The sequence below is a fragment of the Pseudomonas sp. B6001 genome (assembly GCF_013386015.1).
Taxonomy (GTDB): Bacteria; Pseudomonadota; Gammaproteobacteria; order Pseudomonadales; family Pseudomonadaceae; genus Aquipseudomonas.
In genome coordinates this window covers 440,676-464,306 of sequence record NZ_JACAOX010000017.1, presented here as the reverse complement: position 1 = coordinate 464,306, position 23,631 = coordinate 440,676, and the positions used below count along the sequence as shown (strand labels likewise).

Below are 23,631 nucleotides of genomic sequence, written 5' to 3'. Positions count from 1 at the left end.
TCGATTCGCGCAAATGGCCTGCGCTGTTGCCTGTCGTCCGGGGCCGGGTGTGGTTATAATCGACCACTTTATGAGCAAGAAGCGCGTTATGCAGCTGGTTCGAGGTCTCCACAACCTGCGCCCCCAGCATCGGGGCTGCGTCGCCACTATTGGCAACTTTGACGGTGTTCACCGTGGCCACCAGGCTATCCTGGCCCGCCTGCGTGAGCGTGCGGTTGAGTTGGGCGTGCCCAGCTGCGTGGTGATTTTTGAACCACAGCCGCGCGAATTCTTTACCCCGCAGACGGCGCCGGCGCGTCTGGCCCGCCTGCGGGACAAGCTGCAACTGCTGGCTGAAGAAGGTGTGGACCGCGTCCTCTGCCTGGCTTTCAACCAGCGCTTGCGCAGCCTCAGCGCCGCCGAGTTCGTCGACCGTATCCTGGTGGACGGCCTTGGCGTGCAGCATCTGGAGGTCGGCGACGACTTCCGTTTCGGTTGCGACCGGGTAGGGGATTTCGATTTCCTGCAGCAGGCCGGCGTCACCCAGGGTTTTACCGTCGAAGCCGCGCAAACCGTCGAACTGGACGGCCTGCGCGTGAGCAGTACCCAGGTGCGTAACGCCCTGGCCGCTGCCGACTTCGCCTTGGCCGAGCGTTTGCTCGGTCGCCCGTTCCGGATTGCCGGGCGGGTGCTGCACGGCCAGAAGCTGGCGCGCCAACTGGGCACGCCAACCGCCAACGTGCAGCTCAAGCGCCGTCGTGTGCCACTGACCGGGGTTTACCTGGTGAGTGTCGACATCGACGGCCAATCGTGGCCCGGAGTCGCCAACATAGGCGTCAGGCCCACGGTTGCAGGTGATGGCAAAGCCCACCTGGAAGTTCACCTTTTGGATTTTGCCGGTGATTTGTATGACCGGCGTTTGACGGTGGCTTTCCACCAAAAGCTGCGTGAAGAGCAGCGTTTCGCCTCCCTGGAGGCGTTGAAAACGGCGATCAATGCGGATGTCGCCGCCGCCCGTGCACTAGCCGCACCTAGCGCCCATCGCTAATGAAGAGCCTTAAATGACCGACTATAAAGCCACGCTAAACCTTCCGGACACCGCCTTCCCAATGAAGGCCGGCCTGCCACAGCGCGAACCGCAGATCCTGCAGCGCTGGGACAGTATTGGCCTGTACGGAAAGTTGCGCGAGATTGGCAAGGATCGTCCGAAATTCGTCCTGCACGACGGCCCTCCTTATGCCAACGGCACGATTCACATCGGTCATGCGCTGAACAAGATTCTCAAGGACATGATCATCCGCTCGAAAACCCTTTCGGGTTTCGACGCGCCTTATGTCCCGGGCTGGGACTGCCACGGCCTGCCGATTGAACACAAGGTCGAAGTGACCTACGGCAAGAACCTGGGCGCGGATAAAACCCGCGAACTGTGCCGTGCCTACGCCACCGAGCAGATCGAAGGGCAGAAGTCCGAATTCATCCGCCTGGGGGTGTTGGGCGACTGGGCCAACCCGTACAAGACCATGAACTTCAAGAACGAGGCCGGTGAAATCCGTGCCTTGGCCGAAATCGTCAAGGGCGGTTTCGTGTTCAAGGGCCTCAAGCCCGTGAACTGGTGCTTCGATTGCGGCTCGGCCCTGGCTGAAGCCGAAGTCGAGTACGAAGACAAGAAGTCCTCGACCATCGACGTGGCCTTCCCGATCGCCGACGAAGCCAAACTGGCGCAAGCCTTCGGTCTGGCGAGCCTGGCCAAGCCAGCCTCCATCGTGATCTGGACCACCACCCCGTGGACCATCCCGGCCAACCAGGCGCTGAACGTGCACCCGGAATTCACCTACGCCCTGGTGGACGTCGGTGACAAACTGCTGGTGCTGGCTGAAGAGCTGGTGGAGGCGTGCCTGGCCCGCTACAACCTGCAAGGCTCGGTGATCGCGACCACTACCGGGTCCGCGCTGGAACTGATCAACTTCCGTCACCCGTTCTACGACCGCCTGTCGCCAATCTACCTGGCCGAGTACGTTGAGCTGGGCGCCGGCACTGGCGTGGTTCACTGCTCGCCTGCCTATGGCGTAGACGACTTCGTGATCTGCAAGCAGTACGGCCTGGTCAACGACGACATCATCAATCCCGTGCAAAGCAACGGCGTGTACGTGCCGTCCCTGGAATTCTTCGGTGGCCAGTTCATCTTCAAGGCCAACCCGGCGATCGTCGACAAGTTGGCGGAAGTCGGTGCGCTGCTGCACACCGAAACCATCACCCACAGCTATATGCACTGCTGGCGTCACAAGACCCCGCTGATCTACCGCGCCACTGCGCAGTGGTTTATCGGCATGGACAAGGAGCCTACCCGCGGCGAAACCCTGCGCAAGCGTGCGATCAAGGCGATCGAAGACACCAAGTTCGTTCCGGCCTGGGGCCAGGCGCGCCTGCACTCGATGATCGCCAACCGTCCGGACTGGTGCATCTCCCGCCAGCGCAACTGGGGCGTGCCGATCCCGTTCTTCCTGAACAAGGAAAGCGGCGAGTTGCACCCACGTACCGTCGAGCTGATGGAAGAGGTTGCCCAGCGCGTTGAACAAGAGGGCATCGAAGCCTGGTTCAAGCTGGACGCCGCCGAGCTGCTGGGCGACGAAGCACCGCTGTACGACAAGATCAGCGACACCCTCGACGTCTGGTTCGACTCGGGTACCACCCACTGGCACGTACTGCGCGGCTCGCACCCGATGGGCCACGAGACCGGCCCGCGTGCCGACCTGTACCTGGAAGGTTCGGACCAACACCGTGGCTGGTTCCACTCCTCGTTGCTGACCGGTTGCGCGATCGACGATCACGCCCCGTACCGCGAGCTGCTGACCCACGGTTTCACCGTCGACGAGAACGGTCGCAAGATGTCCAAGTCCCTGGGCAACGTGATCGCGCCGCAAAAGGTCAACGACACCCTGGGCGCCGACATCATGCGCCTGTGGGTCGCCTCTACCGATTATTCGGGCGAGATGGCCGTTTCCGAGCAGATCCTGCAGCGCAGCGCCGATGCCTACCGCCGGATCCGTAATACCGCACGCTTCATGCTGTCGAACCTGACCGGTTTCAACCCGGCCACCGACATCCTGCCGGCCGAGGAAATGCTCGCCCTGGACCGTTGGGCCGTGGACCGTACCCTGTTGCTGCAGCGCGAGCTGCAAGAGCACTACGGCGAATACCGCTTCTGGAACGTCTACTCGAAGATCCACAACTTCTGCGTGCAGGAGCTGGGTGGTTTCTACCTCGACATCATCAAGGACCGCCAGTACACCACCGGCGCCAACAGCAAGGCCCGCCGTTCGGCGCAGACCGCGCTGTACCACATCTCTGAAGCGCTGGTGCGCTGGATCGCCCCGATCCTGGCATTCACCGCCGACGAACTGTGGGAATACCTGCCGGGCGAGCGGAACGAGTCCGTGATGCTCAACACCTGGTACGAAGGCCTGACCGAATTGCCGGCCGACTTCGAGCTGGGCCGCGAGTACTGGGAAGGCGTAATGGCCGTCAAGGTTGCCGTGAACAAGGAGCTGGAAGTGCAGCGCGCGGCGAAGGCCGTTGGCGGCAACCTGCAGGCCGAAGTTACGCTGTTTGCCGAAGAAGGCCTGACCGCTGACCTGGCCAAGCTGAGCAACGAACTGCGCTTCGTCCTGATCACCTCGACCGCCAGCCTGGCGCCGTTTGCCCAGGCGCCTGCAGATGCCGTCGCGACCGAAGTCCCGGGTCTCAAGCTCAAGGTGGTCAAGTCCTCCTTCGCCAAGTGCGCCCGTTGCTGGCACTGCCGTGAAGATGTCGGCGTGAACCCCGAGCATCCGGAAATCTGCGGTCGCTGTGTCGACAACATCTCTGGCGCTGGCGAGGTTCGTCACTATGCCTGAAGCCAGTCGTTTTGGACGCCTGGGCTTGCTCGTGTTGAGCGTGCTGGTGCTGGTCATTGACCAGCTCAGCAAGGCTCACTTCGAAGGCGCCCTGGAGATGTACCAGCAGATCGTGGTGATTCCCGACTACTTCAGTTGGACCCTGGCCTACAACACCGGCGCTGCGTTCAGCTTCCTGGCTGACAGCTCCGGCTGGCAGCGCTGGCTGTTTGCCCTGATTGCCGTGGTGGTCAGTGCCGTGCTGGTAGTCTGGCTCAAGCGCCTGGGGCGTAACGACACCTGGCTGGCCGTTGCGTTGGCGCTGGTGCTGGGTGGCGCATTGGGCAACCTGTACGACCGCATTGCCCTGGGCCATGTGATCGACTTTATTCTGGTGCATTGGCAGAACCGCTGGTACTTCCCGGCGTTCAACTTTGCCGACAGCGCGATCACCGTCGGTGCAATCATGCTGGCGTTGGATATGTTCAAAAGCAAGAAAACCGGAGAGACCGTTCATGACTGAACAGGTATTGGCTGAGCAACGCATTGGCCAGAACACGGAAGTCACCTTGCATTTCGCATTGCGCCTGGAGAATGGCGACACGGTCGACAGCACGTTCGACAAGACCCCGGCGACCTTCAAGGTCGGCGACGGCAACCTGCTGCCGGGTTTTGAAGCGGCACTGTTCGGTTTCAAGGCCGGCGACAAGCGCAACCTGCAGATCCTGCCGGAAAACGCCTTTGGCCAGCCCAACCCGCAAAACGTGCAGATCATCCCGCGTTCGCAGTTCCAGGACATGGAGCTGTCGGAAGGCTTGCTGGTGATCTTCAACGATGCGGCGAATACTGAACTGCCGGGTGTGGTGAAGGCCTTTGATGACGCGCAAGTGACCATCGACTTCAACCACCCGTTGGCCGGGAAAACCTTGACCTTTGATGTTGAAATCATCGACGTTAAAGCGCTGTAACTAACGAAATCGGCCTACTGCAGGGGCGAGCTTGTTGGGGCTGCTTCGCAGCCCAGCGGGAGCAAGCGCCCTCGCCACACAAGCTCGATCCTACAGGGCAAGACACGAGGCACAGCATGCAAATCAAACTCGCCAACCCCCGTGGCTTCTGCGCCGGCGTGGACCGGGCGATTGAAATCGTCAACCGCGCCCTGGAAGTTTTCGGGCCGCCGATTTACGTGCGCCATGAAGTCGTCCACAACAAGTTTGTGGTCGAAGACCTGCGCAGCCGCGGGGCCATCTTCGTTGAAGAACTGGACCAGGTGCCGGACGACGTTATCGTCATCTTCAGCGCCCACGGCGTTTCCCAGGCGGTACGCACCGAAGCAGCAGGCCGTGGCCTGAAAGTGTTCGACGCCACCTGCCCGCTGGTGACCAAGGTGCACATCGAGGTCGCGCGCTACAGCCGTGATGGTCGTGAGTGCATCCTGATCGGCCACGCCGGTCACCCGGAAGTCGAGGGCACCATGGGCCAGTACGATGGCAGCAATGGTGGGGCGATCTACCTGGTGGAAGACGAAAAAGACGTCGCTGCATTGCAGGTGCACAACCCTGAAAAGCTGGCTTTCGTTACCCAGACCACCTTGTCCATGGACGACACCAGCCGCGTCATCGATGCCTTGCGCTCGCGCTTCCCGGCCATCGGCGGCCCACGCAAGGATGACATCTGCTACGCCACCCAGAACCGCCAGGATGCGGTCAAGCAATTGGCCGACGAATGCGATGTTGTGCTGGTGGTGGGGAGCCCCAACAGCTCCAACTCCAACCGCCTGCGCGAACTGGCCGAGCGCATGGCCACCCCGGCCTACCTGATCGATGGTGCCGAAGACATGCAGCGCAGCTGGTTCGACGGTGTCGAACGCATCGGCATCACTGCCGGAGCCTCGGCCCCGGAAGTCCTGGTGCGTGGCGTTATTCAGCAACTGCAGGCCTGGGGCGCCACGGGCGCTGATGAACTGGCTGGCCGTGAAGAGAACATCACTTTCTCCATGCCCAAGGAGCTGCGGGTTCGTTCGCTGCTCTGAGGCCCGGAGTACCGGCATAGCCCCGGCACAAAGCCTGCTCGGTCTTGTTACTGCGCAGGCTGATACGCCCGCTGGCGGCCAGCACTATTTGATACAGGCTCAGTTGCTGGTCCGTCGCACACACGTGGACGGTGCCGGCGCTGAATGCCCCTGCTGACAGCAGCGGTTCGCCCAGGCTGCTGAAGCGTATCTGGGTTCTCACCGGCGTATTCCCCACAATCGGTATCTGCCCACTGTCCTGGCGCTCCAGCAGCACCGGGTTTTTGTCGTCCAGATGGCCGCGACCGTTCAGGTCCAGTATCACCCTCCAACCCCGGCTCCAGTCATCGTCCAATGCATGGATAACCACCGTGCGATTGCGTGCGATGGCTTCTGTGCGGGCATAACGCAGTCCGCCGGCAAGGGATTCGGCGGCGCTCTGGCGTCGTTGCGACTCGAGCAGCCCCTTGAGGCTCGGCACTGCCAGATTGGCCAGGATGCCGCTCAGGAACAGGCCGAGTATCAGTTCAATCAGCGAGAAACCTCGTTGTTTCATGGGCCGTCCCTCCGTGGACGCGGTGTGCTTTTTCAGTCGGTGCCGGATGGCAGACATAGTTATAGCGCCCAGTCCGGCGGGTCGAATGGTGGCCATTCTGTCCAAAGTATTTCGCTTTGTTCCGGGGGGCAGCGCCCAGGCAATACCGGCGCTAGTCTTGCGTCGCACAGCAGGTTTGCGCTGCTTTCTGATGACCTTCGACATGGATGGCGATGGTAATGAACGCTTTTCCCGTAACGCCCCACCCGCAACCGACCCAGGCCGGAATGACGCTGATCGAGGTCCTGGTATCTGTGCTGATCCTCGCTGTCGGCCTGCTAGGGGCGGCAGTCATTCAGCTCAATGCATTGAAATACACCGACAGTTCCAGGATGACCAGTCAGGCCAGTTTCATTGCCTACGACATGCTCGACCGGATCCGTGCCAATTCGGGTGCTGATTACTCCTGGGGCCAGGGTGAACGCGCGCCCTCCAGTACCTCGGTCGCGAGTGTGCGTGATCTGGACCTGCACGACTTTGAAGCGAATATCGCCGGGTTCGCCGGGGAAAGCGCCAAGGGGTCGGTTGCGGTCAATCAGCGAGAGGTGACCATCAGCATCAGTTGGGACGACTCCCGTGGAGCGAAGGCTCAAGGCACCCGGGAAACATTCACCCTGACCAGCCGGGTTGCAGTCGACCCGAGGGTGTTGCCATGAGAGGTCCAGTGTGCGGTTTCAGCCTGGTGGAGATGCTGCTGGCATTGGCCCTCGGCCTGATGTTGATCCTGGGGGTGACCCAGATTGCACTCAGCTCCCGAACCACTTATGCCAGCCAGAGTGCGGCTTCGCTGTTGCAGGATGATGCACGGTTCGCCCTTGGCAAGCTGATTCAGGAAATACGCCAGGCGGGCATGTTTGGCTGCTTGTCCGCTGCATCAATCAGCAACGCTCCCGCAGGTTTTGATCGTCCCATTGGATGGGGTACCACCGGCAGTTCCCGGTCCCTGACGCTGGTGACCGCCGACGTCGGGGAGGGTGGCAGCAAGCCGGACTGGACGGTGCTTTCCGATTGCACCGGTTCTGCCCACGCCTATGTTGGAAGCGCGCCGGCAGCGACGCCCGGGCAAATCCATTTCCCTCTGCGCAAGCTGACCTACACCTTTGAGGGCGGGCAGTTGAAGTTCAGCACGCTGGCGGCCCCGAGCAAAGCGGTGCTGGTGGATAACGTGGGGGCATTCGATATCAGTTTCGGCGTGGCCGACAAGCCTGGCTCAACGGTTGTCAGCCGATATGACCCCAACCCCGGCGATGAGTCGCTCATCCGCAGCGTGCGGATTCTGCTGACACTTCAGGATCCAAATGGGTTGGTGAAAGACCAGGCCTACAGCGTGGTCGCGGCACTACGTAATCGCCTGGAGTAGCGTGCCCATGGGTTATTACCTCTCCCGTTCGAGGCAGGCAGGCATGGTTTTGCTGATCAGCCTGGTATTCCTGCTGCTGTTGGCACTCCTCGGATTGTCTTCGATGCAGGGAGCAATCTCGCAAGAAAAAATTACCGGCAGCCTTCGGCAGCGCAACCAGTCGTTTCAGCAGGCCGAAAGCGGCCTCAGGCTTGGCGAGTCTTTGGTGCAGGCGTCAGGTTTCGCCCTGCGCCCTTGCCACTCGACGGCTGCGTGCGCGCCACCTGCCGAATCGGTTTCGGTAGTGGGGCCGGGGACGAATCCCGTATCGACTGTGACCTGGATAGGGATGAAAGATGGCGTCTACGGTATTCAAAACCTGGGGCCGGGAACGGGTTTGGCTCAGCTCCCGGCAGAGGCCCAGGCCACGGTCTATCGCGTGACATCAGTGGGCGTCAGTGGGCACTCACGCTCCGTCCTGGAGTCTGTGTATGCCCGTGTGGGCAGTGGGCCCGGCGAGCGTTTTCGACGAATCATGTGGCGACAACTTCAATAGGTGAGCAGCACGATGGGCAAGGATTGCACAGGCTTCACCCTGATCGAATTACTGATCGCCGTGGCGATCGTCGGACTCCTGGCGGGCGTCGCCTATCCCGGGTATCTCAGCCATATGAAAAAGGTCTATCGCGCGGAAATTGCCGGGTTGCTGAGTGAGCAGGCACAGTACCTTGAGCGTTATTACGCGAGGAACGGCACTTTTATTGATGCAACTGGCGTCATCGCCGGCAATGATCGCTATAGAATCACCCCTGCATTGAACCCTCAGGATTTCGTTCTGCTTGCCACGCCGGCAATTGACTCGGTGATGGCGGGCGATCCCTGTGCCGCCTTCAGCCTGAGCAGTACCGGTGCGCGAAGCAATCCGGGAGCCGCGCCTGATATGACGCGCAAGGCGTGCTGGGGGCAATGATGAGGAAGCTGGACGATTGGGCGCCGGGCGTGCCTTTTTCTTTTTATCGGCTGGATCGAACAATGGCTAAGCAACAGCAAGTAGTGGTTGTGGGTGGTGGGGTAATCGGGTTGTTGACGGCGTTCAACCTGGCGACCCAAGGGCAAGCGGTTGTGTTGCTGGATCGTTCGGCGGTCGGTCAGGAGTCTTCCTGGGCCGGCGGCGGCATTGTCTCCCCGCTCTACCCGTGGCGCTACAGCCCGGCCGTGACGGCCCTGGCGCACTGGTCCCAGGATTTTTACCCGCAACTGGCAGAGCGTCTGTTCGCGGCTACTGGCATTGACCCGGAAGTTCACACCACCGGCCTGTATTGGCTGGACCTGGATGATGAAACCGAGGCGCTTGCCTGGGCAGCCCGCGAAGGGCGCCCGCTGAGCAAGGTGGATGTTTCAGCTGCCCATGACGCTGTGCCGGTGCTGGGTGCCGGGTTTTCCCAGGCGATCTATATGGCGGATGTGGCCAATGTGCGTAATCCGCGGTTGGTCAAATCCCTCAAGGCGGCCTTGTTGGCCCTGCCGGGCGTGACGATTCACGAGCAGTGTGCGGTTGATGGGTTTATTCAGCAGGGCGGCAAGGTTGTTGGGGTGAATACGGCGCTCGGGCCGATCCATGGCGATCAGGTAGTGCTGGCCGCCGGCGCCTGGAGCGGTGAGTTGCTGGGCCGCCTGGGGCTTGAGTTGCCCGTGGAGCCGGTCAAGGGGCAGATGATCTTGTACAAGTGTGCGTCGGACTTCTTGTCGTGCATGGTCCTGGCCAAGGGGCGTTATGCGATTCCCCGGCGGGATGGGCACATTCTGATTGGTAGCACGCTGGAGCACGAGGGGTTCGACAAGACGCCCACCGACTCTGCACTGGAAAGCCTGAAAGCCTCTGCCGTCGAGTTGATTCCGGCCCTGGCCGATGCCGAAGTGGTGGGGCATTGGGCCGGTTTGCGGCCCGGCTCGCCGGAGGGCATTCCGTATATTGGCAAGGTGCCAGGTTTCGACGGGCTGTGGCTCAACTGCGGGCATTACCGCAACGGCCTGGTGCTGGCGCCGGCGTCCTGCCAACTGTTTGCCGATTTGTTGCTGGGACATGAGCCGATCATTGATCCGGCCCCGTATGCGCCGGCAGGCCGAATCAACGCTGGATAGGTTTCGGCCCTTGCTCCAGATGCGCCTGGGTGCAATACCATTCCTGGCGCAGGCTCAAGGCTCGATCCTGTGGCAGGTGAAGGCCACAGTGGGCGCAACGAACCATCTGGATCGGGCCCTGTTCGCTGGGCCGCTGCTGTTTGGCGGCCGGACTTTTGAATTTGCGCCAAAACCATACCGCGGCAGCAATAACGGCGATCCAGAACAGTAGACGAACCATGGTAGGCAGCTTCTCGACAAGGAATCCCGCAGTTTAGCCAAGGACGTGATGGGCGCACAGCGCAATTATGCAGCGCAATAAAAAAGGGAGCTCCGAAGAGCTCCCTTTTTGCATCGCGGCGAACAATCAGTCAAAGATACCGAAAGTCATGTAGCTGAACCACGAGCGATCTTCGTTATTGCCCAGGGCTTGAGGCCCTTGCTCTTCGATGATGTCGCCGTTTTCGTCACGCGGCTTGAGGTCCGATGGAATCGAATCCTTGGCGTCCTGGTATTGCTTGATGATGTCCTGGTTGGCGCGGGTTTCGCCCGGCGGCAGCGGTGGACGGGACTCGATCAGGCCCAGGGTGTACTTGCTCAACCACGAGCGGTTGTCGGCTTCGGCAACCTGCGGTACGAACTGGCCGTCCTTCAGGCTTGGGTGGTCCGGGTAGTTGAGCTTCAGGGTTTCCAGGCTGGTGGCCGCCAGGGCGTCCAGGTGCAGGCGCTGGTAAGCCTCGGTCATCACGGCCAGGCCGTCACCCACCGATGGGGTTTCCTGGAAGTTTTCCACTACGTAACGGCCACGGTTGGCGGCAGCGACATACGCCTGGCGGGTCAGGTAGTAGTCGGCTACGTGGATCTCGTAGGAAGCCAGCAGGTTGCGCAGGTAGATCATGCGCTGCTTGGCGTCCGGCGCGTAGCGGCTGTTGGGGTAGCGGCTGGTGAGCTGGGCGAACTCGTTGTAGGAGTCGCGGGCAGCGCCCGGGTCACGCTTGGTCATGTCCAGCGGCAGGAAGCGCGCCAGCAGGCCAACGTCCTGGTCAAACGAGGTCAGGCCCTTGAGGTAGTAGGCGTAGTCCACGTTCGGGTGCTGAGGGTGCAGGCGGATAAAACGCTCGGCGGCGGACTTGGCAGCTTCCGGCTCGGCGTTCTTGTAGTTGGCGTAGATCAGCTCGAGCTGGGCCTGGTCGGCGTAGCGCCCGAACGGATACCGCGACTCCAGTGCCTTGAGCTTGGTCGTGGCGCTGGTGTAGCTGTGGTTGTTCAGGTCGGTCTGAGCTTGTTGGTACAGCTCGACCTCGCTCAGGTTTTCGTCGACGACTTCCTTTGTTGACGAGCAAGCAGCAGTCATGGCGAGGATGGCGATCAGCAGCAGGTGTTTCACTTGCATGGCGGCTTGCGTCCCTATGACGGCCGCTGTCTTGGGCGGGGCCGTCCTGTTATGATGAGCGCCCCTTGGAAAGCCTCGGGGCAAAAGACGCCGTATTTAACCACAAGCGCGCAGCCGAAACCAAAGGCTGTGCCACGCCTAGTCTGAGCATGTCCGATAAAATTGAACTTCGCGCAGAGGTGCCGTCCGAATTGGGCGGCCAACGCCTCGATCAAGTCGCCGCACAATTATTCGCTGAGCACTCGCGCTCGCGCCTTTCCGCCTGGATCAAAGACGGCCGCCTGACTGTGGATGGAGCGGTTATCCGCCCGCGAGACATAGTCCATGGTGGTGCGATTCTTGAGCTGACTGCCGAGCAGGAAGCCCAGGGAGAATGGATCGCCCAGGACATTGAACTGGACATCGTCTACGAAGACGACGACATCCTGGTGATCAACAAACCTGCCGGCCTGGTGGTTCACCCGGCCGCCGGGCACGCTGATGGCACGCTGCTCAATGCCTTGTTGCACCACGTGCCGGACATCATCAATGTCCCGCGCTGCGGCATCGTGCACCGCCTGGACAAGGACACCACCGGCCTCATGGTGGTAGCCAAGACCATTCAGGCGCAGACGCAGCTGGTCACACAACTGCAGAGCCGCAGCGTCAGCCGGATCTACGAATGCATCGTGATCGGCGTGGTAACCGCCGGTGGCAAAATCAATGCCCCGATCGGCCGCCACGGCCAGCAGCGCCAGCGCATGGCGGTGATGGAAGGCGGCAAGCAAGCCGTCAGCCACTACCGCGTGCTTGAGCGTTTCCGCTCCCACACTCACGTGCGGGTAAAGCTGGAAACCGGTCGTACCCACCAGATTCGGGTGCACATGGCGCACATCAACTTCCCGTTGGTCGGAGATCCGGCCTACGGTGGGCGCTTCCGCATTCCGCCGGCGGCCAGTGCAACCATGGTTGATTCGCTGAAAACCTTCCCGCGCCAGGCGCTGCATGCACGCTTCCTGGAGCTGGATCATCCGACGAGCGGTAAACGGATGAGCTGGGAATCGCCACTCCCAGACGATTTTGTCTGGTTGTTGTCGCTGCTCAAGCAGGATCGCGAGGCGTTTATCGGATGAGTGACTGGCTGATTCCTGACTGGCCCGCGCCGGCCGGGGTGAAAGCCTGCGTTACTACCCGTGCGGGCGGCGTCAGCGTGGCGCCGTTCGACAGCCTAAATCTCGGCGATCATGTCGAGGACAGCCTCGATGCCGTGCTCGAAAATCGCCGTCGTCTCTGCGCTGCCTTCAATATCCAGCCCGCTTGGTTGCGCCAGGTTCACGGTGTGGTTGTCGTCGAGGCGGATCCCGGCCGGACTGCCGAAGCCGATGGCAGTTGGACCAGCACTCCGGGCATCGCCTGCACTTCGATGACGGCTGATTGCCTGCCTGCCTTGTTTTGCAATCGCGCCGGTACCCGCGTCGCGGCAGCCCATGCCGGCTGGCGTGGCCTGGCCGCTGGCGTATTGGAAGCGACCGTTGAAAGCCTGGATACCGAGCCTGCCGACGTATTGGTGTGGCTGGGGCCGGCCATCGGTCCGCAAGCCTTTGAAGTCGGCCCGGAAGTGCGTGAAGCCTTTATGCAGCAACTTCCGGAAACGATTGAGGCGTTCGTGCCCAGTCAGAACCCGGGCAAGTTCATGGCCGACATTTACCAACTGGCTCGCCTGCGGCTTGCCGCCCGCGGCGTCACTGCCGTGTACGGTGGTGGCTTGTGCACCGTGACGGATCCCCGCTTCTATTCCTACCGTCGCAGCCCGCGCACCGGTCGGTTTGCCTCCCTTGTCTGGCTTGAACGCTAGACTCCTTTGACTTGGGTCAATCCTGACGCAAGTCAGCGGTCGCCCGCTTGAATCTTCCAGAATCCACCCCATCTATAAGGGTATCTGGCAGGTTTCTTCATTCAGGATGTGTTTGTTCATAGCTCCGGCCTGCTCAAAAGGAAGGTGACTAATGCGTATTGATCGTTTAACCAGCAAATTGCAGTTGGCTTTATCCGATGCCCAATCTCTGGCGGTTGGCCTGGATCATCCGGCCATCGAGCCTGCGCACTTGATGCAAGCGCTCCTGGAGCAGCAAGGCGGTTCCATCAAACCCTTGCTGATGCAGGTGGGCTTCGACGTCAACAGCCTGCGCAAGGAGTTGAGCAAAGAGCTCGACCAACTGCCGAAAATCCAAAACCCGACTGGCGACGTGAACATGTCCCAGGATCTGGCGCGTCTGCTTAACCAGGCGGATCGACTGGCGCAGCAAAAGGGTGACCAGTTCATCTCCAGTGAAGTGGTGCTGCTCGCCGCGATGGACGACAACAGCAAACTTGGCAAATTGTTGCTGGGCCAGGGCGTGAGCAAAAAAGCCCTGGAAAACGCCATCAACAACCTGCGCGGCGGCGAGGCGGTAAATGACCCTAACCACGAGGAGTCCCGCCAGGCCCTGGACAAATACACCGTCGACCTGACCAAGCGCGCCGAAGAAGGCAAGCTTGACCCGGTGATCGGTCGTGACGACGAAATTCGTCGCACCATCCAGGTCCTGCAGCGTCGCACCAAGAACAACCCGGTGCTGATCGGTGAACCTGGCGTGGGTAAAACCGCGATTGCCGAAGGCCTGGCCCAGCGCATCATTAATGGTGAAGTGCCGGACGGCCTTAAAGGCAAGCGCCTGCTGTCCCTGGACATGGGGTCGCTGATTGCCGGCGCCAAGTTCCGTGGCGAGTTCGAAGAGCGCCTCAAATCCCTGCTGAACGAACTGTCGAAGCAGGAAGGGCAGATCATTCTGTTTATCGACGAACTGCACACCATGGTCGGCGCCGGTAAAGGCGAAGGCTCGATGGACGCGGGCAACATGCTCAAGCCGGCACTGGCGCGGGGCGAGTTGCATTGCGTGGGTGCGACCACGCTGAACGAATACCGCCAGTACATCGAGAAGGACGCGGCCCTTGAGCGTCGCTTCCAGAAAGTATTGGTGGAAGAACCGAGCGAAGAAGACACCATCGCGATCCTGCGTGGTTTGAAAGAGCGGTATGAGGTCCACCATAAAGTCGCGATCACCGACGGTGCGATCATCGCGGCGGCGAAACTGAGCCATCGCTACATCACTGATCGGCAGTTGCCGGACAAGGCCATCGACTTGATCGACGAAGCGGCCAGCCGCATTCGGATGGAGATCGATTCGAAGCCCGAAGTGCTGGACCGTCTGGATCGGCGCCTGATTCAGCTGAAAGTTGAATCCCAGGCCCTGAAGAAAGAAGAAGACGAGCCGGCGAAGAAACGCCTGGAAAAACTCCAGGAAGAAATTGTTCGCCTGGAACGCGAGTATTCGGACCTCGAAGAAATCTGGACCTCGGAAAAAGCCGAAGTGCAGGGTTCTGCGCAGATCCAGCAAAAGATCGAGCAGTCCCGTCAGGAACTGGAAGCAGCCCGCCGTAAAGGCGACCTGAACCGCATGGCCGAGTTGCAGTACGGGGTGATACCGGACCTGGAGCGTAGCCTGCAGATGGTCGACCAGCACGGCAAGCCTGAGAACCAGCTGCTGCGCAGTAAGGTGACCGAGGAAGAAATCGCCGAAGTCGTCTCGAAGTGGACCGGTATCCCGGTGTCGAAAATGCTCGAAGGCGAGCGCGACAAGCTGCTGAAGATGGAAAGCCTGTTGCACCAGCGCGTCATCGGCCAGGAAGAGGCGGTGGTCGCGGTGTCCAACGCGGTGCGGCGTTCGCGGGCGGGGTTGTCCGATCCGAACCGTCCGAGCGGCTCGTTCATGTTCCTCGGCCCGACCGGCGTGGGCAAGACCGAGCTGTGCAAGGCCCTGGCCGAATTCCTCTTTGATACCGAAGAGGCGATGGTGCGGATCGATATGTCCGAGTTCATGGAGAAACATTCCGTGGCTCGCCTGATCGGGGCGCCACCAGGCTATGTAGGGTACGAGGAAGGCGGTTACCTGACCGAAGCGGTACGGCGCAAGCCTTACTCGGTGATCCTCCTGGACGAGGTCGAGAAGGCCCACCCGGATGTGTTCAACGTGTTGCTGCAAGTGCTGGAAGATGGCCGCCTGACGGACAGTCACGGGCGCACCGTGGACTTCCGCAATACGGTGATCGTGATGACCTCCAACCTGGGCTCGGTACAGATTCAGGAGCTGGTGGGTGATCGTGAGGCCCAGCGTGCAGCCGTAATGGACGCGCTGACCAGCCACTTCCGGCCGGAGTTCATCAACCGGGTCGACGAAGTGGTGATCTTCGAGCCTCTGGCGCGGGATCAGATCGCGGGCATTACCGAGATCCAGTTGGGCCGCCTGCGCAGCCGTCTGGCGGAGCGCGAGTTGTCCCTGGTGCTGAGCCGCGAGGCGTTGGACAAGCTGATCGCGGTTGGTTACGACCCGGTTTATGGCGCACGGCCGTTGAAACGTGCGATCCAGCGCTGGATCGAGAACCCGTTGGCGCAGCTGATCCTGTCGGGCAGCTTTATGCCGGGCACCAGCGTCGAGGCGACGGTGGAGAACGACGAAATCGTCTTCCACTAAGCCCAAGCGGTACTGCTATAAGAAGAGGCCCCGCATTGCGGGGCCTTTTTTTTCGATAGGGCGTTGAACTGTAAGGCAAAGGCTTGTAAAGTGCGCCCCGCAGCAACGTCAGCCCAACGGTTTCTTCTCCCCAAGGAGAAATCAGAAAGAAGCGCAAATCATTGTCTTAAAAGCAATTTAAAGGGTTGACAGGGGTTTTTAAGATTGTAGAATAGCGCGCCTCAGAGACACTAACGTAGCGATACGGAAGCGTCGAAGAGAAGGTAACATGCAACAACGTAACACTTTGAAATATGTAGTTCCGTGATAGCTCAGTCGGTAGAGCAAATGACTGTTAATCATTGGGTCCCAGGTTCGAGTCCTGGTCACGGAGCCAATTTCAAAACCGGGGTATAGCGCAGTCCGGTAGCGCGCCTGCTTTGGGAGCAGGATGTCAGGAGTTCGAATCCCCTTACCCCGACCATATTTGGGTCGTTAGCTCAGTTGGTAGAGCAGTTGGCTTTTAACCAATTGGTCGTAGGTTCGAATCCCACACGACCCACCATTTTTGAGACCAGTTAACGCTGGAATCGAATCTTAAGATCAGAGGCCAAAAGCGCTGATCGAAGAAGGCGACTGAGAGGTCGCCTTTTTTTTACCGGGGTATAGCGCAGTCCGGTAGCGCGCCTGCTTTGGGAGCAGGATGTCAGGAGTTCGAATCCCCTTACCCCGACCATATTAAAAATCCTCGTATCGAAAGATACGGGGATTTTTTTTGTGCGCGGAATCCTGTCCGCACCACAAAACAAATGTGGGAGCGGGCTTGCTCGCGAAAGCGGTGTGTCAGTCAGTGCATCTGGCACTGAACCACCGCTTTCGCGAGCAAGCCCGCTCCCACACTCACCGAGTCCTATCCCGGAACGTGCTGTCAGTGCAGTTTCAGGCGCGGCTCGGTCCCTCGCCCGATCTTGCTCCCCAGCATCAGCATCGCCGTGCGGAAGAAGCCATACAGCGCCATCTGGTGCATGCGATACAGCGACACATAGAACATCCGCGCCAGCCAGCCTTCCAGCATCACGCTGCCCGTCAGGTTGCCCATCAAGTTACCCACCGCCGAGAAGCGCGACAGCGAGATCAGCGAGCCGTAGTCGGTGTACTTGTACGACGGCAGGTCCTTGCCCTCGATTCGCAGTTTCAGCGACTTGGCCAGCAACGATGCCTGCTGGTGAGCTGCCTGGGCCCGTGGCGGCACATTGCGATCGGTGCCGGGTTGCGGGCAGGCCGCGCAGTCACCAAAGGCGAAGATGTTCTCGTCGCGGGTGGTTTGCAGGGTCGGCAGCACTTGCAGTTGGTTGATACGGTTGGTTTCCAGGCCGTCGATGTCCTTGAGGAAGCCTGGCGCACGAATCCCGGCAGCCCATACCTTGAGACTGGCCGGGATTACCTGGCCGCTGCTGGTGATCAGGGCGTCGGCCGTCACTTCACTCACGGCGGAGTTGGTCAGGACGGTCACCCCGAGTTTCTCCAGGGTTTTATGTACGGGCCCGCCAATACGCTCCGGCAGTGCAGGCAACACCCGTGGGCCGGCTTCGATCAGGGTGATGTGCATGTTTTCCGGCTTGATCTTGTCCAGGCCATAGGCGGCCAGTTCATGTGCGGCGTTATGCAGCTCGGCGGCCAGCTCGACGCCGGTGGCACCGGCGCCGACGATGGCGACGCTGATCTGCTCTACCACGTCCGTCTGCCCGGCATGGGCGCGCAGATAGTGATTGAGCAATTGCTGGTGGAAACGCTCAGCCTGCTTGCGGGTGTCGAGGAACAGGCAGTGTTGCGCCGCGCCTTCGGTGCCGAAGTCATTGGTAGTGCTGCCGACGGCGATCACCAGGCTGTCGTAGCCCAGTACGCGCGCGGGCACCAGTTCCCGGCCTTCCTCGTCGAGGGTGGCGGCCAGCTGGATTTTTTTCTGCTCGCGATCAAGCCCGCTCATGCGCCCCAGCTGGAACTCGAAGTGGTTCCATTTTGCTTGGGCAACATAATTGAGTTCGTCTTCCGAAGAGTTCAGCGAGCCGGCTGCCACCTCGTGGAGCAAGGGTTTCCAGATGTGGGTGAGGTTGGTATCCACCAGGGTGACGCTGGCGGTGCCGCGCTTGCCCAGAGTCTTACCCAGGCGGGTAGCCAACTCCAGGCCGCCGGCGCCGCCGCCGACGATAATAATACGATGGGTCATGGGGATATCTCGCAAGGCTAAAGGAAATCGGTGCAGTTACCCGAGCGAGCGCCAGGCAGCTCATAGCGTCAGGTAACTCAAAAGGCGGCTCAGCAAACCCAGGCCGATCACTGCAACCAGCACCACGGCAAGGAGCAGCCAGGGCCGGAAAGGCTTGCGCTCGACTTGGTTCTGGGACAGTTGCAGGTACTCTTCGACATGCTGTTGGTCGTCGGGGTTCAGGCGGCTGGTCATAAAGGCCTCGTCAGGTAGACGTTGCTGAAGGGCGCCACGTTACAGTCGGGTGATTGGCGGCATTGCCTGAAGCATAGTCGCCAACCCGATCACAGGCTGATGCCCACATCAAACACTATGCTGCGCCCCAGATTGTTGCGCAAGAAGTCCGGCGCGTCCGGGTGCGCGAACAGTACGCGGGCGAAGGTCGGCCCCACGAGGGACAGCGAGCGCCAGCCCTGGCGCAGGTACTCGGTGGGAGGAGGGAAGTGACTGTTGAGGTCCAGTACTTCGCGCTTGAGGCTGGCGAAGGCGATGAGGTCCAGCTCCCCCAGGTCCATCCCGCGCTCTTTATAGTTGTGGGCCTTCTTGCGCAGGGTGGGCGCCAGGCGCAACAGAAATTCGTGGGCGGGAATGCGCCGGGGCTTGGCTTCTCGCCGAACCAGTTGGCTCAGGGAAAACGCGCTGCGCCGCCGCAGCAGTTCGTCGCGCCATTCATCGTTCAGGCGCCGGCCTTCATCGAGTACGAAAAACACTTCGAAACTGGCGTCGCGAAACAGCACGTCCGGCGGCTCTTGCCCGGCGGCGTGGAATTCTTCGGCGCGGTAGGGCACGTTCAAGCCTTGCAACAGGCGCTGGCAGACCCAACGCTCACGCTCCCATTTGCGGGCATTGGACAGGAACGCGTTGGCTTGTTCGGCCGCTACGGTGAGCAGGCGCAAGTAATCTGAGTCATCCATGTCACCAGCTTAGCGTCCAAATGATGACCGCAGGAAGTCCTGCGTCAAAAGGTCGGTGTAGACTGGCCACTCGACAGTTTCCCGTGGCATGAGGAGTATGCAGTGAAGGGTTTTGTGGTGCTGTTCTTGAGTCTTTTGCCCGTGTGGGCCCAAGCCGTCGAAGTGGGTGAGCGCGTTGCACCCTGGACGTTGCTTGATCAGTTCGACCAGGCCTACACCCTGGATGACCAGGCGCAAACCTTGCTCGTAGCGCGCAGCATGGACGCCGCCAAGATCGTCGATGCGGCGCTGCAAGGCCAGCCCAAGGGTTACCTGGAGGCTCGGCATGCGGTGTTTCTCGCCGATATCCAGCGCATGCCCCGGCTGATCGCGAAGATGTTCGCGGTGCCGGCGATGCAGGCCTACAACTATCGCGTCATGCTCGACCGCGATGCCCGTGTAAGCCCGCGCTATCCCGCACCTGTGGATAAAGTGCTGTGGCTGCAACTGGATCACGGGACGCTGGTGGCGCAGCACGAATACGACTCCGCCGCTGAACTGCGCCAGGCCCTGGAGCAGGTGCAGCCGTGATCAGCGCAGCGGTGTTGGCGCCGGAAACCCTCAGCATCGGCTGGCTGCTGTATGCGCCGGTGGTGATGTGGGCGCTCCTGCGTTCGCCGTGGGTCGAGCTGTTTGCCGACCGCCGACGCCAGCACTTGCTGTTCGGCACCGTATTCGCACTGTTCATGTTGTGGTTGGTGCGCCGGGATTTCGACACCGGGGTGTCCTACCACTTCATCGGCATGACCGCCGTGACCTTGTTGCTCGATTGGCCCCTGGCGATCGTCGGAGGCTTTGCCGCGCAAATCGGTCTGGTGTTGCTCGGCCGCCAGGACCTGGCCGCCGTGGGGATCAACGGCATGCTGCTGATCCTGTTGCCGGTGCTGGTCACCGAAGGCTGTGCGCTGCTGGTGGAGCGGGCGAAGCCACGCAATCCCTTTGTGTATATCTTCTGTTCGGGCTTTTTCGCCGCCGCACTGTCGGCCTTGCTGTGCCTGCTGGCAGGCCTGGGGCTGCTGTGGTTCGATGGCCGTTTTGCGATGCCGGAATGGATCGAGGATTTTGTCGGCTACTTGTGGCTGATCATTTTCCCCGAGGCCTTTATCAATGGCATGGTGATCAGCGCCCTGGTGGTGTTCTGCCCCGAGTGGCTGGAGACATTCAACCGCACTCGCTACCTCTCGGCGCCCTGGAAGGATGACGATCCGCGGCCTTGATCCAGGTCAAATGCCGCACACGCAAGTGGTCGCATGCTCTGCAAAATTTCCAGGAGCACGGAATCATGAGTGTGTACGAGTGGGCACGGCAGGAGTTACGCAGAAGCCAGGACGCGGCGCAGGAAATCGGCTTTGACCCGGGCTTGACCCTGCGCGCCATGCTCAGTGCGGTGGTGCAGCAGAGCAAGGGCGTGCGCAGTTTTGAAGACCTGGCCGACGAGCTGCAGTACCTTGCAGAGAATCTCGACGACCAGCAGGACTATGGCTTTATGCGGCCTTAGTGTTTGGGCTGAAAGTCTTCGGAGAACAGGTCGTCCTCGGCGTCCGGACTGACCGGGATCTTGTGTTCCTCGGACGCCCAGGCGCCCAGGTCGATCAGTTTGCAACGGTCCGAACAGAAGGGACGGTTGACGTTTTCTGCTTTCCATTCCACAGGTGCGCCGCAGGTTGGGCATTCGACGTTCAAGGGTTGGCTCATGATCGGCCTCCACGCAAAGTAAGGTAAAAGTGGTGCAGTCGCTCGACCTCGGCGTGCAGCCGGGCCAGGTCCTGGTCATTGACCAGCACGTCATCGGCATGGCGCAGGCGGTCTTCACGGGTGGCCTGGGCCTTGAGAATCGCCTGCACCTGCGCTTCGCTGATGCCATCGCGTTGCAGGGTACGCTGTATCTGCAACGATTGCGGCACGTCGATCACCAGCACCCGCTGGGTCATGGTGTACTGGCCGGACTCGATCAGCAGCGGTGACACCAGGATCGCGTAAGGCGATTGTGCACGCGCCAGGTGGCTGCGAATCTCCTCGGCGATCAGCGGGTGCAGCAACGCCTCCAGCCAGCGGCGCTCGTCGGGCACTTCGAAGATCAGCTTGCGCAACGCGCCGCGGTCCAGTTGCCCGTCAGGCTGCAGCACATCTGCACCGAAATGCCCGGCAATCTGCGCCAGGGCAGGGCGCCCGGGTTCGACTACCCAGCGCGCGGCGTGGTCGGCGTCAATCAAGTCCACGCCAAGCCGGACGAAGTGTTCGGCGGCCGCGCTTTTGCCACTGCCGATGCCGCCAGTGAGGCCAAGAATCCAGGGTGTTGCAACAGAAGTGGTCATCTGAAACCGACAGACTGCAAATAGAAGTCGGTTATTTGACCACCCCAGAGCAATGCAATCCAGCCGGCAATTGCCAGATACGGACCAAAAGGCATTGGAGTGGATGCGTGGGCTTTGCGCAGGCGCAATAGAATCAGGCCTCCCATCACACCCACCAGGGAAGACAGCAACAGCGTCATCGGCAGGATCTGCCAGCCGCCCCAGGCACCGAGCATGGCCAGCAGCTTGAAATCCCCGTGCCCCATCCCGTCCTTGCCGGTAATCAGCTTGAACACCCAGAACACCGACCACAGGCTCATGTAACCGGCTACCGCGCCCCACAGCGCATCGTGCAATGACACAAAAACGCCAAAGCTGTTGAGGATCAGGCCCAGCCACAGCAACGGCAGCACCAGCACATCCGGCAGCAGTTGGTGGTCTGCATCGATCAGGCTCATCGCCAGCAAGCCCCAACTCAACAACAACACCGCTCCGGCTGCCCAGCCAAAACCGAAATGCCAGGCGACAACCGCCGAGATCAGCCCGCACGCCAGTTCTGTGATGGGATAACGCGCGCCAATAGGTTGATGGCAACTTGAGCAACGTCCCTTGAGCAGTACATAACTGAGCAGCGGAATATTCTCCCAGGGGCGAATCGGGTGGTTGCAACGCGGGCAGCAGGAGTTTGGGTGCATCAGGTTATAGGGCGCGGCGACAGGCTCGGCGGGAAGGCCCAGTACTTCATGGGCCTGGGCTCGCCATTCACGTTCCAGCATCTTCGGCAGGCGCCATACCAGCACGTTGATAAAACTGCCGACAATCAAGCCCAGCAGCAACGCGCCTGACACAAACACCCACGGCTGATAAACGAGGATCTCAGTCAGTGGCGTGCTCAAAAGGCTGTACCGAGTTGAAAGATCGGCAGGTACATGGCCAGCACCAATGCCCCGACGATGCCGCCGAGTACCACCATGATCAGCGGCTCCATGAGGCTGGTAAGGTTGTCCACCAGGTTATCGACGTCAGCCTCGTAGTGGCAGGCGACTTTTTCCAGCATGTTATCGAGGGTGCCCGACTCCTCGCCGATAGCCGTCATCTGGATCGCCATGCCTGGAAACAGGCCGCTTATGGCCATGGATTCATTCAGCTGGATTCCGGTTGCAACGTCGTGCCGCATACGATTGATTGCCTGTTTGAACTGCCCGTTACCCGTGGCGCCGGCCACGGAATCCAATGCCTGCACCAATGGAACGCCCGCCGCAAAGGTGGTCGAGAGCGTGCGAGCGTAGCGGGCGACCGCCGATTTTTTCAGCAGTGTGCCTGCCACGGGAGCTTTCAACAAACTGGCATCGAGCCAGTGGCGAAAGCCTGTGGACGAGCGATAGGCTTTGCGCAGTCCTGCGAAACCGGCACCCGCGGCCAGGATCAGCATCCACCAGCTTTGCTGCATGAACTCCGACAGGCTGATGACGCCCAGGGTAAAGCCCGGCAGTTGTGCATCGACGCCGGCAAACAACCCCTGAAACTGCGGCACCACGTGAATCAGCAGGATTGCGCTGACAGCGGTGGCGACTGCCAGTACCGTCAAGGGATAGGTCATGGCCTTCTTGATTCTGGCTTTCAGCTGTTCGCTTTTTTCCAGGTGAATGGCCACCCTTTCCAACAGCGCTTCGAGTGCGCCCGCCTGTTCACCCGCCGCAACCAGGTTGCAGTACAGATCATCGAAGTAGCGTGGGTATTTCTGCAAGGCGACAGCCAGGCTGCTGCCGGCGGCGATCTCCTGCTTCAAGCCTTGTACCAGCGCCCCCATATGCCGGTTGTCGAAGCCCTCGGCGATGATATCCAGCGCCTGTAAAAGTGCGATACCTGCCTTCAGCAGCGTCGCCAGTTGGCGGGTGAAGAGGGCGATCTCTGCCGGTTTGACCGGCAGGGCGAGGCTCGGCCAACCGGCGAATTTCTTGCGTACGCGCCCAGGATTGATACCTTGCTGGCGCAGCAGTGCCTTGATCAGGGCGGGATTGTGACCGCGGGTTTCTCCGGATACCTTGCGCCCTTTGCGGTTGACGCCTTCCCAGGCATAGATCGCTGAAACATCATTCATTTCACGGTTCCGCACACAGACAGTGGAAGATTTATAGCTTAGTCAGGTGACGGATTCGGGCAGGCTCGCCGTGAGCGAAAAAATGTCAGTTTGTGCGTCTTGTTCAGCATTGGTTGCGCGGGGGTGAGTACACTGGCGCGGTTGCCGAGACGGGGTGCAGGATGCGCCTCGCGAAAGG

The 23,631-nt window shown here is 60.7% G+C and carries 26 protein-coding genes and 4 tRNA genes; 20 read left to right on the top strand and 10 right to left on the bottom strand.

All coding sequences use genetic code 11. From position 1 onward, the window contains the following. Positions 1-88: 88 nt before the first annotated feature. The 5 genes from ribF to ispH all read left to right on the top strand — a co-directional run bounded on the left by ribF (position 89) and on the right by ispH (position 5,883). Positions 89-1,027: a bifunctional riboflavin kinase/FAD synthetase gene (gene ribF / locus HX821_RS19500; protein ID WP_003215874.1), complete on the top strand. Its 939-nt coding sequence runs from the start codon at positions 89-91 to the stop codon at positions 1,025-1,027. Positions 1,028-1,040: 13 nt separating this feature from the next. Continuing rightward, a complete protein-coding gene (gene ileS, locus HX821_RS19495; RefSeq protein WP_087695246.1) occupies positions 1,041-3,872 on the top strand; it encodes an isoleucine--tRNA ligase in 2,832 nt (943 codons plus the stop codon). Further along, positions 3,865-4,374 carry a signal peptidase II gene (lspA, locus tag HX821_RS19490; RefSeq protein ID WP_003215877.1) on the top strand — a complete coding sequence of 170 codons (510 nt, stop codon included), beginning with the start codon at positions 3,865-3,867 and terminating at the stop codon, positions 4,372-4,374. The genes ileS and lspA overlap by 8 nt, the downstream gene beginning before the upstream one ends. A 7-nt stretch (positions 4,375-4,381) precedes the next feature. Beyond that, entirely contained in the window at positions 4,382-4,819 is a 438-nt protein-coding gene (fkpB, locus tag HX821_RS19485; protein ID WP_177036251.1) for an FKBP-type peptidyl-prolyl cis-trans isomerase, read from the top strand. Positions 4,820-4,935: 116 nt separating this feature from the next. Continuing rightward, positions 4,936-5,883, top strand: coding sequence for a 4-hydroxy-3-methylbut-2-enyl diphosphate reductase (gene ispH, locus HX821_RS19480; protein WP_003215881.1), 948 nt, complete (start codon positions 4,936-4,938; stop codon positions 5,881-5,883). Here ispH and HX821_RS19475 read toward each other — a convergent pair. Further along, positions 5,837-6,418, bottom strand: a complete 582-nt coding sequence (locus tag HX821_RS19475) for a GspH/FimT family pseudopilin (RefSeq protein ID WP_003215883.1) — start codon at positions 6,416-6,418, stop codon at positions 5,837-5,839. The genes ispH and HX821_RS19475 overlap by 47 nt on opposite strands. Positions 6,419-6,636: 218 nt before the next feature. Here HX821_RS19475 and pilV point away from each other — a divergent pair, with 218 nt between their 5' ends. From pilV to thiO, 5 genes are all read left to right on the top strand, one after another. Continuing rightward, a complete protein-coding gene (pilV, locus tag HX821_RS19470) occupies positions 6,637-7,113 on the top strand; it encodes a type IV pilus modification protein PilV (RefSeq protein WP_177027818.1) in 477 nt (158 codons plus the stop codon). Next, the gene (locus tag HX821_RS19465) at positions 7,110-7,817 is read left to right on the top strand and encodes a PilW family protein (RefSeq protein WP_102369925.1); all 708 of its coding nucleotides are present in this window, start codon (positions 7,110-7,112) and stop codon (positions 7,815-7,817) included. Before pilV ends, HX821_RS19465 begins: the two co-directional genes overlap by 4 nt. 7 nt (positions 7,818-7,824) lie before the next feature. Next, a complete protein-coding gene (locus HX821_RS19460) occupies positions 7,825-8,352 on the top strand; it encodes a PilX N-terminal domain-containing pilus assembly protein (RefSeq protein WP_087695242.1) in 528 nt (175 codons plus the stop codon). Between the two features lie 12 nt (positions 8,353-8,364). Continuing rightward, on the top strand, positions 8,365-8,766 hold the full coding sequence (locus tag HX821_RS19455) for a type IV pilin protein (protein ID WP_003215892.1): 402 nt from the start codon (positions 8,365-8,367) through the stop codon (positions 8,764-8,766). A gap of 62 nt (positions 8,767-8,828) precedes the next feature. Next, positions 8,829-9,938 carry a glycine oxidase ThiO gene (gene thiO, locus HX821_RS19450; RefSeq protein ID WP_003215894.1) on the top strand — a complete coding sequence of 370 codons (1,110 nt, stop codon included), beginning with the start codon at positions 8,829-8,831 and terminating at the stop codon, positions 9,936-9,938. Here the strand turns inward: thiO and HX821_RS19445 are convergent. Next, on the bottom strand, positions 9,925-10,158 hold the full coding sequence (locus HX821_RS19445; protein WP_003215896.1) for a PP0621 family protein: 234 nt from the start codon (positions 10,156-10,158) through the stop codon (positions 9,925-9,927). The two genes, thiO and HX821_RS19445, sit on opposite strands and share 14 nt — an antisense overlap. A 126-nt stretch (positions 10,159-10,284) precedes the next feature. Next, positions 10,285-11,310, bottom strand: a complete 1,026-nt coding sequence (locus HX821_RS19440) for an outer membrane protein assembly factor BamD (protein WP_177036240.1) — start codon at positions 11,308-11,310, stop codon at positions 10,285-10,287. A 149-nt stretch (positions 11,311-11,459) separates the two neighbouring features. Here HX821_RS19440 and rluD point away from each other — a divergent pair, with 149 nt between their 5' ends. The 7 genes from rluD to HX821_RS19405 all read left to right on the top strand — a co-directional run bounded on the left by rluD (position 11,460) and on the right by HX821_RS19405 (position 16,575). Next, complete coding sequence (rluD, locus tag HX821_RS19435; RefSeq protein ID WP_003215899.1) at positions 11,460-12,422, top strand: 23S rRNA pseudouridine(1911/1915/1917) synthase RluD; 963 nt, start codon at positions 11,460-11,462, stop codon at positions 12,420-12,422. Then, positions 12,419-13,144: a peptidoglycan editing factor PgeF gene (pgeF, locus tag HX821_RS19430; protein ID WP_008432852.1), complete on the top strand. Its 726-nt coding sequence runs from the start codon at positions 12,419-12,421 to the stop codon at positions 13,142-13,144. Before rluD ends, pgeF begins: the two co-directional genes overlap by 4 nt. A 151-nt stretch (positions 13,145-13,295) precedes the next feature. After that, positions 13,296-15,860, top strand: coding sequence for an ATP-dependent chaperone ClpB (gene clpB, locus HX821_RS19425; RefSeq protein ID WP_003215904.1), 2,565 nt, complete (start codon positions 13,296-13,298; stop codon positions 15,858-15,860). A 300-nt stretch (positions 15,861-16,160) separates the two neighbouring features. Beyond that, a tRNA-Asn gene (locus tag HX821_RS19420) sits at positions 16,161-16,236 on the top strand. A 10-nt stretch (positions 16,237-16,246) separates the two neighbouring features. Continuing rightward, positions 16,247-16,323 (top strand) — tRNA-Pro (locus HX821_RS19415). Between the two features lie 5 nt (positions 16,324-16,328). After that, positions 16,329-16,404: transfer RNA gene (locus tag HX821_RS19410), tRNA-Lys, on the top strand. Positions 16,405-16,498: 94 nt separating this feature from the next. Further along, a tRNA-Pro gene (locus tag HX821_RS19405) sits at positions 16,499-16,575 on the top strand. A 192-nt stretch (positions 16,576-16,767) separates the two neighbouring features. Here the strand turns inward: HX821_RS19405 and HX821_RS19400 are convergent. The 3 genes from HX821_RS19400 to HX821_RS19390 all read right to left on the bottom strand — a co-directional run bounded on the left by HX821_RS19400 (position 16,768) and on the right by HX821_RS19390 (position 19,019). Next, positions 16,768-18,066, bottom strand: a complete 1,299-nt coding sequence (locus HX821_RS19400) for an NAD(P)/FAD-dependent oxidoreductase (RefSeq protein ID WP_102604576.1) — start codon at positions 18,064-18,066, stop codon at positions 16,768-16,770. A gap of 60 nt (positions 18,067-18,126) precedes the next feature. Then, positions 18,127-18,300: a DUF3094 family protein gene (locus HX821_RS19395; RefSeq protein ID WP_010174986.1), complete on the bottom strand. Its 174-nt coding sequence runs from the start codon at positions 18,298-18,300 to the stop codon at positions 18,127-18,129. A gap of 89 nt (positions 18,301-18,389) precedes the next feature. Continuing rightward, positions 18,390-19,019 (bottom strand): DUF1780 domain-containing protein, encoded by a 630-nt coding sequence (locus HX821_RS19390; RefSeq protein ID WP_008437312.1) that lies wholly within the window; start codon positions 19,017-19,019, stop codon positions 18,390-18,392. A 102-nt stretch (positions 19,020-19,121) separates the two neighbouring features. On the opposite strand from HX821_RS19390, the gene HX821_RS19385 reads away from it, so the two are divergent. The 3 genes from HX821_RS19385 to HX821_RS19375 all read left to right on the top strand — a co-directional run bounded on the left by HX821_RS19385 (position 19,122) and on the right by HX821_RS19375 (position 20,556). After that, positions 19,122-19,589, top strand: a complete 468-nt coding sequence (locus HX821_RS19385; protein WP_177036239.1) for an FAD/FMN-containing dehydrogenase — start codon at positions 19,122-19,124, stop codon at positions 19,587-19,589. Then, on the top strand, positions 19,586-20,275 hold the full coding sequence (locus HX821_RS19380) for an energy-coupling factor ABC transporter permease (RefSeq protein WP_003215915.1): 690 nt from the start codon (positions 19,586-19,588) through the stop codon (positions 20,273-20,275). The genes HX821_RS19385 and HX821_RS19380 overlap by 4 nt, the downstream gene beginning before the upstream one ends. A 65-nt stretch (positions 20,276-20,340) precedes the next feature. Then, a complete protein-coding gene (locus HX821_RS19375; RefSeq protein WP_003215917.1) occupies positions 20,341-20,556 on the top strand; it encodes a hypothetical protein in 216 nt (71 codons plus the stop codon). On the opposite strand, the gene yacG is transcribed toward HX821_RS19375, so the two are convergent. The 4 genes from yacG to HX821_RS19355 are packed head-to-tail and all read right to left on the bottom strand — an operon-like array spanning position 20,553 to position 23,453. Then, positions 20,553-20,753: a DNA gyrase inhibitor YacG gene (gene yacG / locus HX821_RS19370; RefSeq protein WP_003215918.1), complete on the bottom strand. Its 201-nt coding sequence runs from the start codon at positions 20,751-20,753 to the stop codon at positions 20,553-20,555. The genes HX821_RS19375 and yacG overlap by 4 nt on opposite strands. Continuing rightward, the gene (gene coaE / locus HX821_RS19365) at positions 20,750-21,373 is read right to left on the bottom strand and encodes a dephospho-CoA kinase (RefSeq protein WP_003215920.1); all 624 of its coding nucleotides are present in this window, start codon (positions 21,371-21,373) and stop codon (positions 20,750-20,752) included. Before coaE ends, yacG begins: the two co-directional genes overlap by 4 nt. Next, positions 21,370-22,248, bottom strand: a complete 879-nt coding sequence (locus HX821_RS19360; RefSeq protein ID WP_371316153.1) for an A24 family peptidase — start codon at positions 22,246-22,248, stop codon at positions 21,370-21,372. Before HX821_RS19360 ends, coaE begins: the two co-directional genes overlap by 4 nt. Next, complete coding sequence (locus HX821_RS19355) at positions 22,245-23,453, bottom strand: type II secretion system F family protein (protein ID WP_177036238.1); 1,209 nt, start codon at positions 23,451-23,453, stop codon at positions 22,245-22,247. The genes HX821_RS19360 and HX821_RS19355 overlap by 4 nt, the downstream gene beginning before the upstream one ends. Positions 23,454-23,631 lie beyond the last annotated feature (178 nt).